The following is a 19,444-nucleotide window of genomic DNA, read 5'->3' on the forward strand; positions in this document are numbered from 1 at the left end:
TTAACAGGCCGCATTGGCGCAAAGGCCGTATTCGGGCAACAATTCCCCCGGATTCGTCGAGCCAATGGATGTCCTGATGCGCCGCAGCCTGATTCTGACCCTGCTCCTTGCACTGAGCCTGCCGGTGGCCACGATGGCCCAGAGCGGCCTGCGCACCGAGGGAGATGTCGCCACCGCTTCGGGGGCCTACGAGGCCGAAGTGCCCGTCAACAGCCAGGCCGAGGCCGATCGCAACGGTGCCTTGGCCCGTGCCCTGAGCGTGGTGCTGGGCAAGCTGTCCGGCGACCGCAACGTGATGTCACGCCCCGGCGTGGTGCAGGCGCTGCGCAATGCCAAGGACTACGTGGCCAGCTACGACTACAAGCAGGACCAGAGCGTGGGTGCCAGCGGCGCACCGAGCTTCCGGACCCTGCTGGTGGCCCGCTTCCGCGAGGACGATGTCGATTCGCTGGTCTCGGCGCTGGGCCTGCCGCTGTGGCCGCAGCCGCGACCGAAGCCGGTGCTGTGGCTGGCCGTCGACGACGGCAGTGGCCCGCGCCTGGTCAGCGTGCAGCAGGCCAATGCCGCCCGCCCGCTGCTGAACCGCGCCATCGAGCGGGGTTACAAGCTGGGCCTGCCCAGCGGCGGTGCTGCCGAACAGGCCCTGGCCGGTGCCATCTGGCGCCAGGACAGCGCCGCCGTGGCCCGTGCCTCCTCGCGCTACTCACCGCCGATGCAGCTGATCGGCAAGCTTTACCGCGCCAACGGTGGCTGGCAGGCGGACTGGGTGTTCGTCGACAACGGCCGCGAACTGAACAAGTGGACCAGCAAGGACGCCAACGCCATGCGCGCGATGGCCGCCGGTGCCGACGGTGCCGCCGATGCGCTGGTCAAGCGCTATGCCAAGGCCGGCGTTGCCGTCGGCCAGGCCGGCACCTACCGCCTGGTGGTGACCGGCATCAACAGCGCCGATGACTACCTGCGGCTGGCCGCTGGCCTGCGCGAGGTGCCGGTGGTGCGCAACGTCACCCCGCTGCACGCCTCGGCCGGCCAACTGGAGCTGAGCGTGGAGATGACCACCGGCCTAGCCGGCTTCAACCGCATGCTTGGCGACAACGGCGTGCTGGTACCAAGCGCGCCGCTGCCGGCCCTGCCGACCCCGATCGATGACACCACCGGTGCCCCGGTGGCCGCGCCGGTCAGCAACGAGTACCGCCTGCGATGATCCTGAGCCCGGAAGCTGAAATCGCGCAGTTCCTGCGCCGGCTGAAGTACATCCTGTTCGCCGGCCTGATCGGCTGGGTGGTGTGGCTGCTGGCGCCGATCCTGACCCCGTTCGTGCTGGCACTGGCGCTGGCCTGGCTGGGTGACCCCCTGGTGGACCGCATCGAGGCCACCGGCCGCTCGCGCATGACCGGCGTGGTGCTGGTGTTCGCAGCGATGGTGCTGGTGATCGTGGCACTGCTGCTGGTGCTGGTGCCGATGATCGAGCGCCAGATCACCACCCTGATCGCGGCCGCGCCGCAGGCGCAGGCGTGGCTGATGCAGACCGGCATCCCCTGGTTCGAGCACAAGACCGGCCTGGAAGTGATGCAGTGGCTGGATCCGGACCGCCTGATCGAATGGGTGCGCAGCCATTGGCAGCAGGCCGGCGGCTTCGCCACCACGTTCATGGGCTACGTGTCGCGTTCGGGCTTTGCGATGGTGACCTGGGTGGTCAACATCCTGCTGCTGCCGATCCTGGCGTTCTACTTCCTGCGCGACTGGGACAAGCTGGTGGAGCGGGTGGCCTCGGTGATCCCGCGCAACCACATCGGCACCATCAGCGCGCTGGCGCGTGAGTCCAACGAAGTGCTGGGGGCGTTCATCCGCGGCCAGTTCCTGGTGATGCTGGCATTGGGCGTGATCTACGCCGGTGGCCTGTCGCTGGTCGGCCTCAAGCTGGGCCTGCTGATCGGCCTGATTGCCGGCCTGATCAGCTTCATCCCGTACCTGGGCGCGACCACCGGCGTGCTGATGGCGGTGATCGCCGCGCTGGTGCAGGCGCAGGGCTTCGACCTGAAGCTGCTGATCCTGGTCGGCGTGGTGTTCACCGTGGGCCAGCTGCTGGAAAGCTACGTGCTGACCCCGCGCATCGTCGGCGACAAGATCGGCCTGCACCCGGTGGCGGTGATCTTCGCGGTGATGGCCGGCGGCCAGCTGTTCGGCTTCCTCGGCATGCTGCTGGCGCTGCCGGTAGCGGCGGTGACCAACGTGCTGCTGCGCTATGCCCACCAGCGCTATCGGCAGAGCGAACTGTACGTGGGCGAGAAGCCGGCGATCGTGCTTGATGGCGTGGTCGACGCGCCCCATATCATCGTTCCGGACGACAAGGGCCCCGACCTGAAGTGATGGGTGTGCCGCAACTGCCGCTGGCCCTGCATTACCCGCGGGACCAGCGCCTGGAGACCTTCATCGGCGCGCCGGATGGCGCGCTGGCGCAGCTGCGCGCGATCGCGGTTGGCGCCAGCCACGACTGGGTCTACCTGGAAGGTGCGGCGGGAACCGGCAAGACCCACCAGGCGCTGGCGATGTGCTCCAGCGCCGAGCAGGCCGGACGGTTGCCGACGTACGTGCCGCTGGCCAGCGCCGCCGGCCGTGTCCGTGCGGCGCTTGATGGGCTGGAAGCGCGCGAACTGGTGGCGCTGGACGGCCTGGACGAGGTTGCCGGCAACCGCGAGGATGAGATCGCGCTGTTCGATTTCCACAACCGTGCGCGCGCTGCGGGCGTGACCGTGCTGTACACGGCACAGAAGGCGCCGGGCGAACTGGGCCTGGTGCTGCCGGACCTGCGCTCGCGGCTGGGCCAGTGCGTGCGCGTGCTGCTGCAGCCGCTGGATGAGGAAGGACGGGCGGCCGTGCTGCGCGAGCGTGCACTGCGACGCGGCCTGGCCATCGACGAAGCGGCCATCGAGTGGCTGCTGTCGCACACCGGCCGTGAGCTGGGTGGATTGATCACCCTGCTGGACTGGCTGGACCGCGAATCGCTGGCGGCGAAGCGGCGGATCACCGTGCCGTTCCTGCGTCAGGTGCTGGAAGAAGGCCGGCCTCGTTACTGAGGGATGTTGTTCGGCAGGGCTGCGCCCTGCACCCGCAGAAGCAACGTCAACTTCAAAAGCTGGCTTCCTGAGGGGAGGCGGGGCGCTGTGGGCTTGCGGGGCCGCCGTAAACCCGTCCCTGGGGGCTTGGTCGCCGCATCCATGCGGCTCACACCCCGCAAGCCCACAGCGCCCCGCCTTCGACAGGTTCCCGCGATCTGCCTGGTCTCTGTACTGCACTGCTGTTGGTGGGTGTCGACCTTGGTCGATACGTGTCTTGCTTGTGGTGGGTGACGACCGTTGGTCGTCACCAGAGCGAAGCGACCCGCTTCTGCTTTTCTTTCTTTCTTCCGTGGCTGGACGCGCACGGAAACTGTCAGAGGCCGGGCGGGGTGGGTTCGCGGGGGTGTCCGCGGCATGGATGCCGCGGCCAAGCCCCCAGGGACGGGTTCACGGCGTCCCCCGCGAATCCACCCCGCCCGGCCAAGCAAGGCTACTGCTCTCAAAACGTCCAGCCACGAGGGGCTCAGCCGTTCGCCGCCAACTCCGCATCCAGCGCGCGCAGGCGATCCACGGTGCCGACGTCGGTCCAGCGCCCGCGATGGTGCTGCCCGGTCATCAACCCCTGCGCCATGAAGTGCTTCTGCAGCGGCACCACCGAGAACTTCGGTGGCAGCCGCTCGCTGCCCGGCGCATCGCCGATCACCGCGCGCCAGTCGGCCACGATCGAAGGACGGTACACGCCGATGCCGGCATAGGTCAGGCATGGTCCTTCGCGGTCATGGTGCAGGAACCCCTGTGCATCCAGGCGGTAGTCACCATTCGGGTGCTGAACCGGATTGTCGACCAGCACCAGGTGCGCCTGGCCCTGCGGCTCGCGCGGCAGCGTGGCGAAATCGAAATCGGTCCAGATGTCGCCGTTCACTACCAGGAACGGGGCATCGCCCAGCACCGACAGGGCGTTGAGGATGCCGCCGCCGGTTTCCAGCGGGGTCTGCCCTTCGTACAGGAAATGCAGGCGCAGGCCCCACTGGCTGCCATCGCCAAGCGTCGCCGGGAACTGTTCGGCCAACCATGCGGTGTTGACCACCACCTCGCGCACGCCGAGTGCGGCCAGGCGTTCCAGGTGCCAGACGATCAACGGCTTGCCAGCCACTTCCAGCAGCGGCTTGGGCGTGTGCAGGGTCAAAGGGCGCATGCGCTCGCCGAGGCCGGCGGCAAAGACCAGTGCCTTCATCGGGCTACGCGCATCGGTGCACCCAGCTCGGCCAGCGCCGGCTTGATGCGGTCGTCCAGCAGCTGCTGCAGCGGTGCCAGCTCGCGGTAGCGCGGCAGCACTTCATCCAGATAGGTGATGAAGCGCGGTGCGTCGTCGAGGTAATGGCCCTTGTTGTCGCGGTAACGCAGCCGGCAGAACAGGCCCAGGATCTTCACGTGGCGCTGGATGCCCATCCAGTCGGCATCGCGCAGGAAGGTGGCGCGGTCGGGCACCGGCAGGCCGGTGTCGCGGGCGCGCTCGTGATACTGCGCCAGCCATTCGTCCACGCGTTGCAGTGGCCAGCTCAGGAAGGCGTCCTTGAACAGGCTCACCGCATCGTAGGCGATCGGGCCGCGCACCAGGTCCTGGAAATCCAGCACTGCGGGGCCGTCGTCGACCGGCATCAGGTTGCGCGGCATGTAGTCGCGGTGGGTCATCAGCTGGGCCTGGCCCAGCGCGTTGTCCATCAGGCGGCGATGCACCAGCTGCAGGCCTTCGATCTCGCCGCAGTCCAGTTCAAGGTTCAGGTGGCGCTGCAGGAACCATTCGTCGAACAGGCCGGCATCGCGCTGCAGCAGTGCTTCGCCGAACTGGCCGAAGTCGGCCGGCACCGGGATCGCCTGCAGGCGCAGCAGCTGCTCGATCGAACGACCGAACCATTCGTCAGCGTTGCGCTCGTCGAGGATCCTGGCCAGGGTCGGGCCGCCGAGATCTTCCAGCAGCAGGAAGCCGGCATCCAGGTCCTGCGCGAGCAGCATGGGCACGCGCAGACCGTTGTCGTGCAGCAGGCCGCGCATGCGCAGCCACGGCCGCGGATCTTCCAGCCCCGGCGGGGCGTCCATCACGATGTGGCTGCCGCGCGTGCTGGTGGCGCGCCAGTAGCTGCGCATGCCGGCGTCAACCGAAGCGCGTTCGACCACCGCGTTGGCATCATCGAGCTGGGTACGGGCCCACTGCAGGCGCTGCGCGCTGCGCTGGGGATCGGAGGCGGGTTCGGTCATGCGGGCATATCCGGGCGCGCCGGGCGCGCCAACGTCGGCAACAGGAAGGGAAGGGGGAGCGGCGTCAGCGGCGACCGCTGAACAGGCGCAGGACGGCCAGCACGGCCACCGCGCCCACCACCGCGCCGAGGAAACCGGCCGGTTCGCCGGGGGCGTACCAGCCCATGTACTGGCCGAACCAACCGGCCAGCAGGGCACCAAGGATGCCCAGCACGATGGTCAGCAGGCAGCCCATGCGGTTGTTGCCGGGCATGAAGAAACGCCCGAGCAGGCCGACGAAGAAGCCGACCAGCAGGATGTACAGCCAGCTGCTGCTGCCGAACAGACCATTCATGCGCGCGGATTCCGCTTGAGTGTGGACGCAGCCTAGCAAGGCCAGGCTGCGTCCGTCACGAGTGCCGGATCAGCAGCAGCCGTGGTCGCCGTGGCGGGTGCCGCTGTCGGCAGCCACCGGCGAGCCGCTGGTCTCGCCGCGCAGGCTGGCGGCGTAGTGCTCGCTGATCACCTTGGACACGCAGGCGGTGACCTTCTTGCCCATCGGGATGTGCAGGAACTCGTTCGGGCCATGCGCATTGGAGTGCGGGCCGAGCACGCCGGTGATCATGAACTGCGCGCCCGGGAACTTCTCGCCCAGCATGCCCATGAACGGGATCGAGCCGCCCTCGCCCATGTACATCGCCGGCTTGCCGAAGAAGGCCTGGCTGGCGTCGTCGATGGCCTGGGTCAGCCACGGCGCCATCGCCGGGGCATTCCAGCCGGTGGAGGCCTTTTCCAGGTCCAGGGTGACCTGCGCGCCGTTCGGCGGGTCGCGCAGCAGTGCTTCCTTCAGCAGCTCGCCGCAGGTCTTGCCATCGGCGGTCGGCGGCAGGCGCAGCGACAGCTTCACCGAGGTCTGCGGACGCAGCACGTTGCCGGCCGATTCCAGCGGCGGCATGCCACCGACGCCGGTGACCGACAGCGCCGGGCGCCAGGTGCGGTTGAGCACCAGCTCGGTCAGGTCCTCGTTCATGGGGCGCAGGCCGTCGACCATCGGGAACTTCTCGAAGATCTCGGTATCCACCACTTCGGCGGCACGCTTGGCCTGTTCCAGGCGCTCGGCCGGGATCTCCACGTTCATGCCGTCGATCAGGATGCGGCCGGTATCCTGGTCCTCGATGCGCGAAAGGATCTGGCGCAGCAGGCGGAAGCTGGACGGGATCACGCCGGAGGCATCGCCGGAATGCACGCCTTCGTTGAGCACCTTCACGGTGAAATTGCCGCCGGTCAGGCCGCGCAGCGAGGTGGTGCACCACAGCTGTTCGTAGTTGGCGCAGCCCGAATCCAGGCAGACCACCAGCGACGGCTTGCCGATGCGGTCGGCCAGGTGGTCGACGTAGGCCGGCAGGTCGTAGCTGCCGGACTCTTCACACGCTTCGATCAGCACCACGCAGCGGGCGTGCGGCAGGCCCTGGGCCTGCAGTGCCAGTACCGCAGCCAGCGAGCCGAAGATCGCGTAGCCGTCGTCCGCACCGCCGCGGCCATACAGCTTGTCGCCGCGCAGGACCGGGGTCCACGGGCCGAGGTCGTCGTCCCAGCCGGTCATTTCCGGCTGCTTGTCCAGGTGGCCATAGAGCAGGATGGTGTCGTCGCCGGTTTCGGCGCCGGTAGCCGGAATTTCCAGGAAGATCAGCGGGGTACGGCCTTCCAGGCGCACCACCTCAACCTTCAGGCCGGGCAGCTGCTGGGCCTTGGCCCAGTTCTCCATCAGGGTGACCGCCTGTTCCATGTAGCCGTTCTGCACCCAATTGGCGTCGAACATCGGCGACTTGTTGGGAATGCGGATGTAGTCGACCAACTGCGGGACGATTTCGCTGTCCCACTTGTCATTGACGAATTGGCCGAGCTTGGCGCTGTCCATCTGAAACTCCGGTTGCATGGGCTGATCCGGCCATTCTACGCCTGTGCCGCGGGTAGGGTTTTTCCTACATCACGTCGGGTATTTGGCTGGCTTACGGAAATCCGGGAAACCGATAGGCTGTGCACATGTGGTGACGGACACTGTTCCTGCCGACGGGATTGCCGGTCGGGGCGGCCAGAATCACAGGGAGATACACGTCGTGCCTTGGTTTGTCGTGTTGAGGGCGCTGGTGCTGGTAGTGGGGATCGCTGGGGCGCATGCCGCCGAACCGATCGACATCAACCGCGCCGATGCCCAGGCGCTGCAGCAGGGATTGACGATGGTCGGAGCCGCCAAGGCCGAGGCGATCGTCGAGCACCGGCGCAGACACGGCCCGTTTCATCGCGTCGAGGACCTGACGCAGGTGAAGGGGATAGGGAAAGCGATCGTCGAACGGAATCGACAGCGGATCACCGTAGGCAACAGGTTGTTGCCGGCGGATCCGGTACCCGGATCGGTACCGGTGCGGACCGTACCCAGGCGCTGACAGCAGGAATCGTCGGAACCGGCAGGAGGCTGGTTCACCGGTCACGGACAGGAAGGCCGTGACCACCGACCGCCGCAGGACGCGGCACCAATCACCAGGATGGTGGCATCACAGACCTGTGGAAGGGGCTGAGATACAAACAGGACAGACGCGGCCGCGTGCAGGATGCAACGCTACCCCCACAGCGCAGGATGCGAGGGGGCGGCAGCAGGCCGACAAGGACGTAACGATTGCCCGGTACGACACATGGCTGTGTCGCCGGGCAATTTCATTTCCGGCGCCTGGTTTTGCCGCGGCCACCACGGGCCGATGGTGTACGGTGGCCGCTCCGCATGGAAAGGACCCCGCTGGATGCTTGTGCACCGCCCCACGACCCTGATGCTCGCCCTGGCACTGACCCTGCCACTGCTGGCCCATGCCGCTGCGCCGACGCCGACAGTCAAGCCTGCGGCCGAAGCCAGCACCGCCGACGTGCGCGGGCCGACCGACCTGAAACCGGGCGAGTACCTGTGGCATCCGGAAATCTCGCCGACCGGCCCGATCGTGCTGGTGGTCAGCCTCGATGAGCAGCGTGCCTACGTTTACCGCAACGGCATCGCCATCGGCCTGACCACGATCAGCTCGGGCAAGGCCGGGCACGAGACGCCGACCGGCGTATTCACCATCCTGCAGAAGGACAAGGACCACAAGTCCAACCTCTACAACAGCGCGCCGATGCCCTACATGCAGCGGCTGACCTGGGACGGCATCGCCCTGCATGGCGGCAGCCTGCCCGGGCACCCGGCCTCGCACGGCTGCGTGCGCCTGCCGCAGGCGTTCGCGCAGAAGCTGTTCAGCGAAACCCAGCGCGGCGATACGGTGGTGGTGGCCGACGCCAAGAGTTCGCCGATGACCCTGGCCTATCCTTCGGTGCTGGCCCCGGTCAACGCGCGCGGCCAGGCTTTGCCGGAAACCGAGGGCGGGGCCCCGGCGCAGGCCTGGTGGGACGACAGCGCAGCCCCGGCCGGGCAGGTCGGCATCCTGGTCAGCCTGCATGACCAGCGCCTGTACGTGCTGCGCGATGGCGTGATGATCGGCGAGTCGCCGCTGAAGGCCGACGCCCTGCCGGCATTCCAGGGCACCACGCTGTTCGTGATGGGGCAGGGCTACAGCGATACGCCCAGCCCGCTGGACGTGAACCAGCGCCTGCACCAGTGGACGGCCTATCCGCTGCTGGGCCAGGATCGTGCCCAGGCCACCCCGGACCTGCTGGCCACGCCCTCGTTGCCAATGGCGCTGCCGGCCGATTTTGCCCGCCAGCTGTACCAGGTGCTGGTGCCGGGCACGACCCTGCTGGTGACCTCGTTGCCGGCGGTCCGCCCAAGCCCGGCTGAATCCGGAATGCAGCCGGTCTTGGAATCCGAGCCGCCAAGGTCCACCCTCAAGGGCAACTGAGTCCCCTCGTTGTGCCCATGACTGCATCCCGCCTGTGCCGGCTGGCCGCGTTCGGCCTGCTGGCGACCTCGGCCAGCGCCCCGGCGCTGGCACAGACGCCCGCCCTTGCCACCAGCGCTGATGATCTGGCTGCCTTGCTGTCGCGCAGTGCGCCCAAGGCTGACCGCCACGTGTTGCAGCTGGCGGCGCACGCCATGCGCTGTGCGTTGCAGCGTCCGGAGCTGGGCATCAACGGTGATCGTCTCAGCGTGATCGATTATTCGCGGCCGTCCACCGAGCCGCGCCTGTGGGTGTTCGACCTGGCCCACCAGCGCCTGCTGTTCGAGGAATGGGTGGCGCATGGCCGCAACAGCGGCGAGAACCGCACCCAGCACTTCTCCAACCGCGATGGGAGTTTCATGTCCAGCCTCGGCGCGTTCACCGCGCAGGAGACCTACATGGGCGGTAATGGATATTCGCTGCGCCTGGCCGGGCTGGAGCCGGGCTTCAACGACCGTGCGCGCGAACGCGCGATCGTCATCCACGGTGCGCCGTACGTGAACCCGGCCACCGCGCAGCTGCAGGGGCGCTTGGGTCGCAGCCTGGGTTGCCCGGCGGTGCGCCTTTCGGTGGCCAAGCCGCTGATCGATGCGTTGCGTGGCGGCACGATGGTGTTTGCTTACTACCCTGACCAGGATTGGCTGAAGCACTCGCAGCTGCTGGCCGGCGGATGCGGTGGCCAGGGCACGCTCGCTACGCGGTGATGCATGATGGCGCGTGGCGTGATGCAATGCGCCGATGAACGTCGACTCCCTGTTGCACACTCCGAGCCAGGTCATTTCCAGCCTGGACTATCGTCGCGAACGCTGGCGGAATGGACTTGGCTGGACCCGCGAGATCCTGCGCCTGCCCGCAGAGGGTGATGACTGGGCGCTGCGCCTGTCGGTGGCCGAGATCGAGCAGGACGCTGCGTTCTCCACCTTCCCCGGCGTGGAGCGAGAACTGGTGCTGCTGCAGGGCAATGGCGTGCGCCTGCGTTTCGAGGATGGCCGCGTGGCCCAGGTGCTGCCGCCGCACGGGCGGGTGCGCTTTGCCGGTGAAGAAGCGCTGCACGGTGAACTGGTCGATGGCACCACCCACGACTTCAACCTGATGTGGAAGCGCGAGCTGCTGCAGGCCGAACTGCTGCACCGGCCGCTGGTGGGGTCGATGTTCTTCTTCTGCGAACCGGGCGTTGCGTGGGCGCTGCATCTGCTGGCCGGACAGGCGCAGTTCGGTGCCGATAGTGGCCTGCCGGCGCTGCAGGCGGGAGACACCGCGTGGTTGGCGGCGGGCGAGAGGCAACGGCATGCGCTCAGCGGTGGTGGCGAGTTGTTGGCGATACGGGTGAGCGCGGCGGGGGCATGATTCCTGGGCGCCGGTGGGCGCCATCCACGCATGGCGTGGATCTACTGCCGTGCGGTTGCCACCATGCCTGGGCACGCCGTCATGGTGCGGCTGTGGTTGGGGTCAGAGCCCTTTCCTGCGGAAAGGGAACCGACCCTGACGGTTCGTTCAATACACATCGCGCCGGTAACGACCGGCCAGCAGCATCGCTTCCTTGCCTGCGGTACCCAGCACCCGCTCGATCACTGCATCCACGCCCGGGGCCATGCCCTGCAGGCTGCCGCAGACCAGGATCGTCGCGCCTTCATCGACCCACTGCCGCAGCGTCGCCGCTTCGGCCTGCAGCCGGTCCTGCACATAGCGATGCGCGCCGCCGTCGCGGCTGAACACTGCATCCAGCCGTGCCAGCGTGCCGCTGGCCAGCATCGCCTGCAGTTCTTCGCCGAAATGGAAGTCGTGCGCGGCGGTGCGCTCGCCGAACAGCAGCCAGGTGCGGCGCGCGCCGCGCTGGGCACGTTCGTGCAGGTGCGCGCGCAGGCCGGCGATGCCGGTGCCGTTGCCGATCAGCAGCAGCGGTACATCGGTGGGCACGCCATGGAAATTGTCGTTGCGGCGCAGCCGCAGTTGCACCGGTTCGCCGATGGGCGCGTGGTCGCACAGCCAGCCGCTGCCGATGCCGGGTGTACCGTCGGCGCGCAGTTGGCGGCGCACCAGCAGCTCCACCGCGCCGTCGGCCATCACCGAGGCGATCGAGTACTCGCGATGCGGCAGCGGTTGCAGGGTTGCCAGCAGTGCGGGCAGATCACCCGGGGGAACCAGCGATGGCAGATGTGAGCGCTCGATACGGGCCAGCAACGCCTGCCCGTCATCCAGCACGGTGTCTGCATTGAAGCCCTGTGCATCGAGCCAGGCGCGCGCGCTGTGGCGTGGGTGCTGCGGGCCGATCTCGGCGATGTCGCCGGCCTGCCACTGCACATCGACGCCAGGCGGTGGCTGCAGGCGCACCCGGTACACCGGGCCGCCGGGGCTGCCCGGATTCAGATGCTGGCGTTGCAGCAACGTCCACGGCTGATACTCGGCCGGGCTCCAGTCGGGCAGTTCAGTGGCGCCTCCGCCAAGTTGTCCCAGCAACTGCTGCCAATGTCGCAGCGCCGCCGGATCGGCATTGTCGACCTCGATCGCATCGAACAGCGGGTGCGCGCCATGCTGGCGCAGCCACTGGTCCAGCTGGTGGCCGAATCCGCAGAAGTGGCCATAGCTGCGGTCGCCCAGCGCTAGCACGCCGTACTGCAGATGCTGCAACGGAGGCGGCGCGGCCATCACCCCGCGCAGGAACCGCAGGGCGTGGTCGGGCGGATCGCCTTCGCCGGTGGTGCTGGCAATGAACAGCGCGCGCTGGCTGTCGGCCAGCAATGCGGCGTCGACCTCATGCAGCCCGCGCACACGCACCGGCACGCCGGCACCACGCAGGGCCTCGGCACTGCGTTCGGCCAGTTCGCGGGCAAAGCCGGTCTGGCTGGACCAGACCAGCAGGAGCGGTGCGGTATCGGCGGACGCCGCATCATCGCGCGGACGAGTGCGCCACCACAGGGCTGCGCAGGCCAGCGCGTACAGCGCGGTGGCGATGATGGCGATCTGCGATTGCCGTGCCGGCGGTGCGCCCTGCCACCAGGCGTCGCCGAGGTGCAGGCGCAGCAGCGCCCAGGCGATCAGCGCCAGTACGATCAGTACAAGTGTGTTGCCGAGCCACGCACGCGATGGCCGAGTGCTCATGCGTCCTGCCCGTCGAGCAGGCGCTGGAAGGCGCTGCTGAGAAATTCCTGCGGGCCGTCTGCGGTGCGTTGCAGGTAGCGCGCGGCCAGTCCTTCGCGCTCGGCCAGCGCCATGCCCTGTTCGCGACCCAGCACGGTCAGTGCGGTAGCCCAGGCATCGGCGTGCATGGCGTCGTCGGCCACGACGGTGACCGCTGCGGCGACCTGCTGCACCGGCCTGCCCGTACGCGGGTCGAGGCTGTGGCTGTAGGCCTCGCCATCGGCCTGGTACTGGTGCCAGCGATCGCCCGAAGTGGCCACCGCCTTGCCGTCCAGCGCCAGCACCCGTGGCGGGGTTTCGGTGTGCACATCCTCTTCCGGTGCGGATTCCACCAGCACGCGCCACGGTTGGCCGTCCGGTTTGCGGCCGTAGCCGGCCAGTTCGCCGCCGACTTCGATCAATGCTGCAGCAATGCCTTGCGCGCGCAGCCAAGCGGCGACGTGATCGACGCCGAAGCCCTTGGCGATCGCAGAGAGATCCAGTTCCAGCCGGCCCGGTTGCAGCAGCGCATCATCCTGCCACTGCAGGCGCTGCCAACCGCAACGCTCACGGGTGGCCTGCAGGGTAGCGGCGTCGGGCTGGCGGCGTTCGCCGGCATGTGCGCCGAAGCCCCACAGTGCAACCAGCGGACCGATGGTGGGATCGAAGGCGCCGTCACTGGCGGCAGCGATGGCCTGTGCGCAGGTCACAACGTGGCGGGTCTCCGCCGGCAGCACGCACCATTGGCCAGCGTCGGCGCGGTTGTAGCGGCTCAGATCCGAGCCGGGCTCCCAAGTGCTCATCTGCGCGACCACGTCGTCCAACCGCGCCTGGATGCCGGCGTGCAGCGGGTGCAGGTCGCGCTGGCGCGACGCGAGCAGCGACACGCTCCAGGTGGTGCCCATGGTGGTGCCACCGAGGCGGGCGATGTCGAGATGGGAATCGGTCATGGTGATGCGTTGCGGTGGCGATGCCGGGGAATGCCCGGCATCGCGGTCCACATTACTGCGGCAGCACTTCCAGCGTGGCGACGTAGCTCAGGCGGCGCTTGGCGGCCTGCTTCACCGACGTCTTGTTGTCCTCGGTGCCGGTCTCCAGCCAGTACATGCCGGCTTCCGGCCAGGTCACCTTGATCTCGCCCTTGGCATCGCTGGTCAGCTTCAGCTCGTCCTGCGCGTTGCGGTAGCGGGTGGCGCCACGCACGATCTCGAACTCCAGGCCGGCGGTCGGCTTGCCATCGACCAGCACGCGGAAGGTGGCTTCCTCGCCGGCGAACAGGTCATTCGGGTGGTCGACGGCGACCAGCTCGATGCCACGGTTGGTCGGCTTCAGCGCGGTGTCGTTCGGCGCACCGTTGGTGACAAAGGTCTCCACGCGGCCGATCGACTGGCTCACTTCCAGCTTCTTCGCGTCCTTCGGCAGTTCACCGAAGGTAGCCACGCTGCCGCGCCAGCGCTTGCGCTCGCCGTTCTGCTCGTACGTGGCGAACAGGCCGTCATTGACCGACGCGATGCGGTAAGTGCCCGACTGCTTCAGTTCGATGTCGAACACGCTGCGGTACTTGCCGGTCGACGCGTTCTGCGGCTGCACGGTGCTGCCGTCCGGCGCGGTGATCACCAGCGATTCCAGGCGCAGCGGCACGTGGTTGAAGTAGAACAGATCGTTGGAGACCGCACCGTCGACGGTGATCCACGGCGCGTTGCCGGCGATCACGGTCTGCGAGGGCAGCAGCCAGGCCTTGTGGGCCAGGGCGGAGAAGGGAAGGGCAGCGGCCAGGGCGGCGGCGAGGACGAGCGTGCGCTTCATGCGGAAGACTCCAGTTGGAAGGGGTCGGATCCCTTTCCAGCGGAAAGGGCTCTGACCCCGAGGGATAGGGCGATGGGGTCAGAGCCCTTCCTGCGGAAGGGATCCGACCCCGGCTCAGGCAGTTATGGTTTGACGGCGAGGGTGACCTGGCCCAGTTCGGTGGCGCCCTGCGCCTTGCCGTTCTGCGCGGCGGTGGCCGGCCAGGTGAAGGGGATCTTCAGCAGTTCGCGGCCACCGACTTCGCGCACCGCTTCCACCACCAGGGTGTAGTTGCCCGGGGCCAGTTGCTTCAGTGCCGGCTGCCTGTCGTTGAACGACAGCGCGTGCTTGCCGGCCGGGCGGGTCGGGCCGGTCACGCCGTCCACCGGCACCTGCAGGGTGCGGCCGCTCTTGCGCCACCACTGGCGCAGGTCGGGCAGCCACTTGGTGCCGTGGCCTTCGCTGTTGCTGGTCTGCTGGTACCAGACCGACAGGTTGGCCGCGACCTTCTGGTCGGCGCCTTCCAGCCACACCGCCACGTACGGGCGGTGGTACTCGGCCACGTTGAGCTTGGGCACTTCGACGTTGATGTCGAGGGTGGTGGCGTACGCCGGCGAGGTGGCCAGCAGGCCGCTGAGGGCGATGGTCAGGGTGACGCGCATGGGGCGGCTCCGGAAACGAAGGAAAGTCAGTGGATCAGCAGCAGGGCGATCAGCAGCGGAATCATCAGGCCGAGGCCGACCAGCGGCCAGGTCATGCGCCGCTGGCGTGCATGCAGGTGCAGCAGGAACAGGCCGGTGATGCAGAACACCAGGCAGGCCACGGCGAACAGGTCCAGGAACCAGCCCCACGCCGGGCCCGCGTTGCGGCCCTTGTGCAGGTCGTTGAGGTAGGACACCGCGCCGCGCGAGGTTGATTCGTACTCCACCGCGCCGGTCCCGCGATCGATGCTCAGCCAGGCGTCGCCGCCGGGGCGCGGCAGCGACAGGTAGATCTCCTCGGCCGACCACTCTGCCGGGCGCCCGCCGATGGCGATGCCCAGCTGCGTGTCCAGCCAGTGCCGGGCCGGGCGCGGAATCGGTGCATTGCCGTTTTCGCGCGTGCCGAGCTGGCCGAGCAGATCGGCCGGCAGTTCCAGATGCTGGTTCTGCACCTGGGGTTTGGCTTCGATCTTCGCGGCGTGGTTGAGGGTCAGGCCGGTCACCGCGAACAGCAGCATGCCGATCAGGCACACCGCCGAGCTGATCCAGTGCCACTGGTGCAGCGTCCGCAGCCAGAAGCCACGGTTCTGTTGCTGCGCCACGGTGGAAGAGGCAGGACGGCTCACGGCACGGTTCGAGGCGGACGGGGACTGCCCATTACATCATTGATGAGAATAGCTCGCAATTGCGTGTCGTTCTGTATCGCTGGAGGGCGATTGCCGGCCAGCGGCCGGCACTACCGATCGGTAGATCCACGCCACGCGTGGATGAAGCGGTGCCGACCAAGGTCGGCACCCACCGGGGCCGGGCGCGGCGATCAGAACTTCGCGTTCAACGAGATCCAGTAGCTGCGGCGCTGGTCCTTGGTCGCGTAGTCGTCCACGCAGTTGAACTCGCTCTGGCTGATCAGCAGGCACGACTGCGAAACGAAGTCCTTGTCGAACAGGTTGTTGACCCGTGCGTTCACCGTCAGCCATGGCGTGGCCTTCCAGCTGCCACCGAGATGGAAGATGGTGTAGTCCTGGTAGTAGCGGGTGTGGCTGGCGCCGTTGGCGTCCAGCAGCGTGTCGCGGTAGCGGTCGTAGCGGCCTTCGCCGATCAGCGACAGGCTGATCGCTTCGTTGACCTGCCAGTTGAGGCTGGCATTGGCCATGTGCCTGGCCGGCATCGTGCCGCTGATCGGCAGGCCCTTCTGCGCGCCGCTGGTCTGCTCGCTCCTGGTCCAGGTGTAGTTGCCGCGCAGCTGCAGGGTGTCGAGCAGGTCGACATGCGCGGCCAGTTCGGCACCGCGGGTCTCGGCCTTGTCGATGTTCACGCTCTGGGTGAACGTGCTGTAGCCCAGTGCCGCCCAGCCCGGGCCGATGTCCACGCAGTAGCCGCTGCCGGCGCGGGCCACTTCGCAGTTCGCAAAGGTGCCGCCGCTGGCGATCTTGTCTTCGAACGTGTTGAAGAAGCCGGTGACGTTGAAGCCCCAGCGCTGGCCTTCATAGTAGGCGGCCAGTTCGTAGTTGGTGCTGGTTTCAGGCTTGAGGTTCGGCGAACCGACCAGTGGCAGCACGCCCTGGCCACCGAAGCCGGTGATGCCCGGGAACAGCTGGTCCGGACGCGGGGTCTTGTAGCCGGTGCTGACGCCGCCCTTGAAGGTCCACGCATCGCTGGCATTCCACACCAGGTAGCCACGCGGACTGACATGGCTGCCGAATACGTTGTGGTCGTCGTAGCGCAGGCCGAAGGTGGCGGTGAGGGTGTCGGTCAGCGCCCAGTTGTCCTCGGCGAACAGCGCCCACATGCGGTGCATCTGCTTGACGTTGCTGCGGTAGCCGGCGCCATCCATGCCGAACACACCGTCGACCATGTCAGTGTCGTTGTACTGGCCGCCCACGGTCAGCGTGTGCGCGCCGAAGTCCAGGTCGAGCATCGTGTCGAGCACGTAGCCTTCCAGTTCCATGGTGCGCAGCGGGCGCGGCAGGAACGCCTGCAGGCGCGCCATCTCGCTCGGGTTGAGGGCAACCAGGGCGTTGCCGCGGCCGGCCGCACAGTTGTTGGCAGCACCGGTGCGGCGGCAGACGTCATTCCAAAGCGTCTGCAGGTTGGCGCGCTCTTCCAGGGTCAGCGGCAGCGAACGGCCCAGGTTGCTGCTCTTGCTGTGGGTCAGCGAGGTCTGCCAGGTACCGAAGCTGTAGCGGCCCTGATGGGTCAGCGACAACTGGTCGCGTTCGTAGCGCTGGTAGGCGGTGTAGCCCACGCGCGGCTGCACCACGCGACGGGTGACGGTACCGCTGCCGTTCGGGTTGGGAATGACGGCATTGCCGACGCGCCACAGGCTGGCCAGGCTGTCGAGGGTGCCGGTCTGGCCTTCGCTGTTGTCGAACTTCTGCCGCGACACGTCGTAGTCCAGCCACAGTTCGTGATCGTCGTTGATGCGGACGTCCAACCGCACGCCGCTGTTCCAGTTGGTGTTGGCCACCGACTTGCCACCACCGCCGAAGCCGATGCTGCGCTCCCACAGGGTGCCGTCGGGCAGGGACAACGCATCCCATTCCGGGTTGGAAGCCTTCGCGTCGTAGTAGCTGCCGCGTACTGCCAGGCTGAGGCGCTCCTTCAGCAAAGGGCCGCTGAGGTAGAGGTCGGTGGTGCGTGCATCGCCGAACTGGTCGTCCTGCTGCACGGTGAAGCCCTGGCTGACCGAACCGTGCCAGCTGTCCTGGTTGCGGCGGGTGATGATGTTGATGACACCGCCCATCGCGTCCGAACCGTACAGCGTGGACATCGGCCCGCGCACGACTTCGATGCGTTCGATCGCGTCCAGCGGGGGCAGGTAGGCGAACTGGCCGCCACCGAAGTTGTTCGGATAGATCTGGCCGACATTGCTCTGGCGGCGGCCGTCGATCAGCACCAGGGTGTACTCGGACGGCAGGCCGCGCATCGACACGGTGGCGCGGCCGTTCTTGTCGGTCGCTTCCAGGCCGACGTCGATGCCTTCGACGTCGCGCAGCGCATCGACCAGGCTGGTGTACGGGCGCTTGCTCAGTTCCTCGCGGCTGACCACGCTGATGCTGGCCGGGGCATCGATCACCTTCTGCTCGAAGCCGGCGGCGGTGACCACCACCTTGTCCAGCGTCTGCGGCGCGCCTGCGGCGTCACCGTGGGCGAAGGCGGGGCTGGCGAAAGCCGCCAGCACGGCGCTGGTCAGCAGGGTACGGGACAGGGAAGAACGGACACGATGGCGCTGAGCCATGGCAGTTACCTCGAAGGATGCAAGGTGGCGCGGTGCCGTGCGCGAAGGGCGCGGCAGGCACGGAAGGGCCGGTCAGGGGCGGCAGGGATGAAGCAGGCAGCGGCGTGCAGGCGCGACCGCGCAGGCGGTCACGTCGGGCCGTGGATCAGGCGAGCGGCGGCGCCTGGCCGCGTTGCTGACGGCGCCCGGGCGCATCGGCCCAGGGCGTGTCCGGAGCGGCCAGCGGCCAGTCCGCGCGCACGCCGGGCATGGCCGGCATGGCGGGTACGAGGTCGAGCTCAGTGCGCAGCCAGTGGCTGGCCAGCAGCAACGGCGGGCGTGCCTTCTCGGCCGACTTCACCGGAGCGGAGGCGCAGCGGCGCAGCTTGGCCGGCGCCTCTTCCTGCAGGGGCGCTTCGCCTCCGCGCTCCTCCAACGGCACCTGCACGGCGATGCCGGCGTGGGCCTGTGGCAGCAGCGGCAGGGTGCCCAGCAGCAACGCCAGCATTGCCACCCACGCCAGCAGGCTGGCCAGCGCAGGACGCTGGCCGCGCATGGCGGTGCCCATCTTGCGATGGATGAGTGGGCGAGGGCGAAGCGGGCGCAGCAAGCGGGGGTCCCCAAGGGTCTGCCGGCAGCGGCCGGCATCAACGGGGCGTGATTGTAATGAGAGCTGTTAGCCGTTGCAAATGAGAATGATTGCCAAAATGCCGCAGGCCGGCCCGGCAAGGCTCAGACTTCGCTCCAGCGCCGCAACAGGTTGTGGTACACGCCGGTCAGCTGCAGGACCGCCTCGGCGTCGCCGCCGGTCTGCCGCAGGCGCTCGATCGCGCCATCCATTTCCCACAGCAGGCGGCGCTGCACATCGTCGCGGATCATGCTCTGCACCCAGAAGAACGAGGCCACGCGCGCGCCGCGGGTGACCGGCCGCACCTGGTGCAGGCTGCTGGACGGATACACGACCAGGTCGCCGGCCGGCAGCTTCACTTCGTGCTCGCCGTAGGTATCGCTGATGATCAGCTCGCCGCCTTCGTATTCGTCCGGCGCCGACAGGAACAGGGTGCAGGAGATGTCCGAACGCAGCTGTTCGCCATTGGCCAGGTTCATCACCGCGCCATCGACGTGGTAGCCATAGGTGCCGCCACCGCTGTAGCGGTTGAAGCGTGGTGGCAGGTACTTCAGCGGCAGCGCGGCACTGAAGAACAGCGGGTGCCGGGCCAGCGCGACGAGGATGATCTCGCCCAGTTCGCGGCGCAGCGGCGAAGCCTCGGGCAGCTGCTGGTTGTGCTTGGCCTGTGCGCCCAGATGCCCCACGGTTTCGCGGCCATCGGTCCAGTCGGCGGCGTCGAGGCGGCGGCGGAAGTCGGCGACCTGGTCGGCGCTGAGAATGTCGGGGATGTGCAGCAGCATGCG

The 19,444-nt window shown here is 68.0% G+C and carries 19 protein-coding genes; 7 read left to right on the forward strand and 12 right to left on the reverse strand.

Annotated features, from left to right (window positions below; genetic code table 11):
• Nucleotides 1-64: 64 nt before the first annotated feature.
• The 3 genes from AC5P7I_RS05530 to hda are packed head-to-tail and all read left to right on the forward strand — an operon-like array spanning nt 65 to nt 3,077.
• Nucleotides 65-1,204, forward strand: coding sequence for a DUF2066 domain-containing protein (locus AC5P7I_RS05530; protein ID WP_032957235.1), 1,140 nt, complete (start codon nt 65-67; stop codon nt 1,202-1,204).
• A complete protein-coding gene (locus tag AC5P7I_RS05535; RefSeq protein WP_053496371.1) occupies nt 1,201-2,370 on the forward strand; it encodes an AI-2E family transporter in 1,170 nt (389 codons plus the stop codon). The genes AC5P7I_RS05530 and AC5P7I_RS05535 overlap by 4 nt, the downstream gene beginning before the upstream one ends.
• Nucleotides 2,370-3,077 carry a DnaA regulatory inactivator Hda gene (hda, locus tag AC5P7I_RS05540; RefSeq protein WP_014646247.1) on the forward strand — a complete coding sequence of 236 codons (708 nt, stop codon included), beginning with the start codon at nt 2,370-2,372 and terminating at the stop codon, nt 3,075-3,077. Before AC5P7I_RS05535 ends, hda begins: the two co-directional genes overlap by 1 nt.
• Before the next feature lie 505 nt (nt 3,078-3,582).
• Here the strand turns inward: hda and murU are convergent.
• From murU to AC5P7I_RS05560, 4 genes are all read right to left on the reverse strand, one after another.
• On the reverse strand, nt 3,583-4,293 hold the full coding sequence (gene murU / locus AC5P7I_RS05545) for an N-acetylmuramate alpha-1-phosphate uridylyltransferase MurU (RefSeq protein ID WP_014646248.1): 711 nt from the start codon (nt 4,291-4,293) through the stop codon (nt 3,583-3,585).
• The gene (locus tag AC5P7I_RS05550; RefSeq protein WP_111205814.1) at nt 4,290-5,315 is read right to left on the reverse strand and encodes an aminoglycoside phosphotransferase family protein; all 1,026 of its coding nucleotides are present in this window, start codon (nt 5,313-5,315) and stop codon (nt 4,290-4,292) included. The genes murU and AC5P7I_RS05550 overlap by 4 nt, the downstream gene beginning before the upstream one ends.
• A gap of 64 nt (nt 5,316-5,379) precedes the next feature.
• Entirely contained in the window at nt 5,380-5,649 is a 270-nt protein-coding gene (locus AC5P7I_RS05555) for a GlsB/YeaQ/YmgE family stress response membrane protein (protein ID WP_005415577.1), read from the reverse strand.
• A 69-nt stretch (nt 5,650-5,718) separates the two neighbouring features.
• A complete protein-coding gene (locus AC5P7I_RS05560; protein WP_262088419.1) occupies nt 5,719-7,212 on the reverse strand; it encodes a M20 family metallopeptidase in 1,494 nt (497 codons plus the stop codon).
• Between the two features lie 199 nt (nt 7,213-7,411).
• On the opposite strand from AC5P7I_RS05560, the gene AC5P7I_RS05565 reads away from it, so the two are divergent.
• From AC5P7I_RS05565 to AC5P7I_RS05580, 4 genes are all read left to right on the forward strand, one after another.
• Nucleotides 7,412-7,738, forward strand: coding sequence for a ComEA family DNA-binding protein (locus AC5P7I_RS05565; RefSeq protein ID WP_014036262.1), 327 nt, complete (start codon nt 7,412-7,414; stop codon nt 7,736-7,738).
• Nucleotides 7,739-8,089: 351 nt separating this feature from the next.
• The gene (locus tag AC5P7I_RS05570) at nt 8,090-9,172 is read left to right on the forward strand and encodes a L,D-transpeptidase (protein WP_262088354.1); all 1,083 of its coding nucleotides are present in this window, start codon (nt 8,090-8,092) and stop codon (nt 9,170-9,172) included.
• 17 nt (nt 9,173-9,189) lie between these two features.
• Entirely contained in the window at nt 9,190-9,915 is a 726-nt protein-coding gene (locus AC5P7I_RS05575; protein WP_032957373.1) for a murein L,D-transpeptidase catalytic domain family protein, read from the forward strand.
• A 34-nt stretch (nt 9,916-9,949) separates the two neighbouring features.
• A complete protein-coding gene (locus AC5P7I_RS05580; RefSeq protein ID WP_014646254.1) occupies nt 9,950-10,558 on the forward strand; it encodes a HutD/Ves family protein in 609 nt (202 codons plus the stop codon).
• Between the two features lie 147 nt (nt 10,559-10,705).
• On the opposite strand, the gene AC5P7I_RS05585 is transcribed toward AC5P7I_RS05580, so the two are convergent.
• The 8 genes from AC5P7I_RS05585 to AC5P7I_RS05620 form a co-directional block, all read right to left on the reverse strand.
• Nucleotides 10,706-12,310: a sulfite reductase subunit alpha gene (locus tag AC5P7I_RS05585; RefSeq protein WP_180835089.1), complete on the reverse strand. Its 1,605-nt coding sequence runs from the start codon at nt 12,308-12,310 to the stop codon at nt 10,706-10,708.
• Complete coding sequence (locus AC5P7I_RS05590) at nt 12,307-13,278, reverse strand: FAD:protein FMN transferase (RefSeq protein WP_262088355.1); 972 nt, start codon at nt 13,276-13,278, stop codon at nt 12,307-12,309. The genes AC5P7I_RS05585 and AC5P7I_RS05590 overlap by 4 nt, the downstream gene beginning before the upstream one ends.
• A 52-nt stretch (nt 13,279-13,330) precedes the next feature.
• Complete coding sequence (locus AC5P7I_RS05595) at nt 13,331-14,134, reverse strand: DUF4198 domain-containing protein (RefSeq protein ID WP_262088356.1); 804 nt, start codon at nt 14,132-14,134, stop codon at nt 13,331-13,333.
• Nucleotides 14,135-14,256: 122 nt separating this feature from the next.
• Nucleotides 14,257-14,775: a DUF2271 domain-containing protein gene (locus AC5P7I_RS05600; RefSeq protein WP_005408420.1), complete on the reverse strand. Its 519-nt coding sequence runs from the start codon at nt 14,773-14,775 to the stop codon at nt 14,257-14,259.
• A 26-nt stretch (nt 14,776-14,801) separates the two neighbouring features.
• Nucleotides 14,802-15,440, reverse strand: a complete 639-nt coding sequence (locus tag AC5P7I_RS05605; protein WP_014646258.1) for a PepSY-associated TM helix domain-containing protein — start codon at nt 15,438-15,440, stop codon at nt 14,802-14,804.
• A gap of 191 nt (nt 15,441-15,631) precedes the next feature.
• On the reverse strand, nt 15,632-18,052 hold the full coding sequence (locus AC5P7I_RS05610) for a TonB-dependent receptor domain-containing protein (protein WP_049441069.1): 2,421 nt from the start codon (nt 18,050-18,052) through the stop codon (nt 15,632-15,634).
• A gap of 145 nt (nt 18,053-18,197) precedes the next feature.
• Nucleotides 18,198-18,599, reverse strand: a complete 402-nt coding sequence (locus AC5P7I_RS05615; RefSeq protein ID WP_197557522.1) for a hypothetical protein — start codon at nt 18,597-18,599, stop codon at nt 18,198-18,200.
• A 164-nt stretch (nt 18,600-18,763) separates the two neighbouring features.
• On the reverse strand, nt 18,764-19,441 hold the full coding sequence (locus AC5P7I_RS05620) for a Fe2+-dependent dioxygenase (RefSeq protein ID WP_032957365.1): 678 nt from the start codon (nt 19,439-19,441) through the stop codon (nt 18,764-18,766).
• Nucleotides 19,442-19,444 lie beyond the last annotated feature (3 nt).

Source organism: Stenotrophomonas sp. YJH_SMC_138, assembly GCF_059369855.1.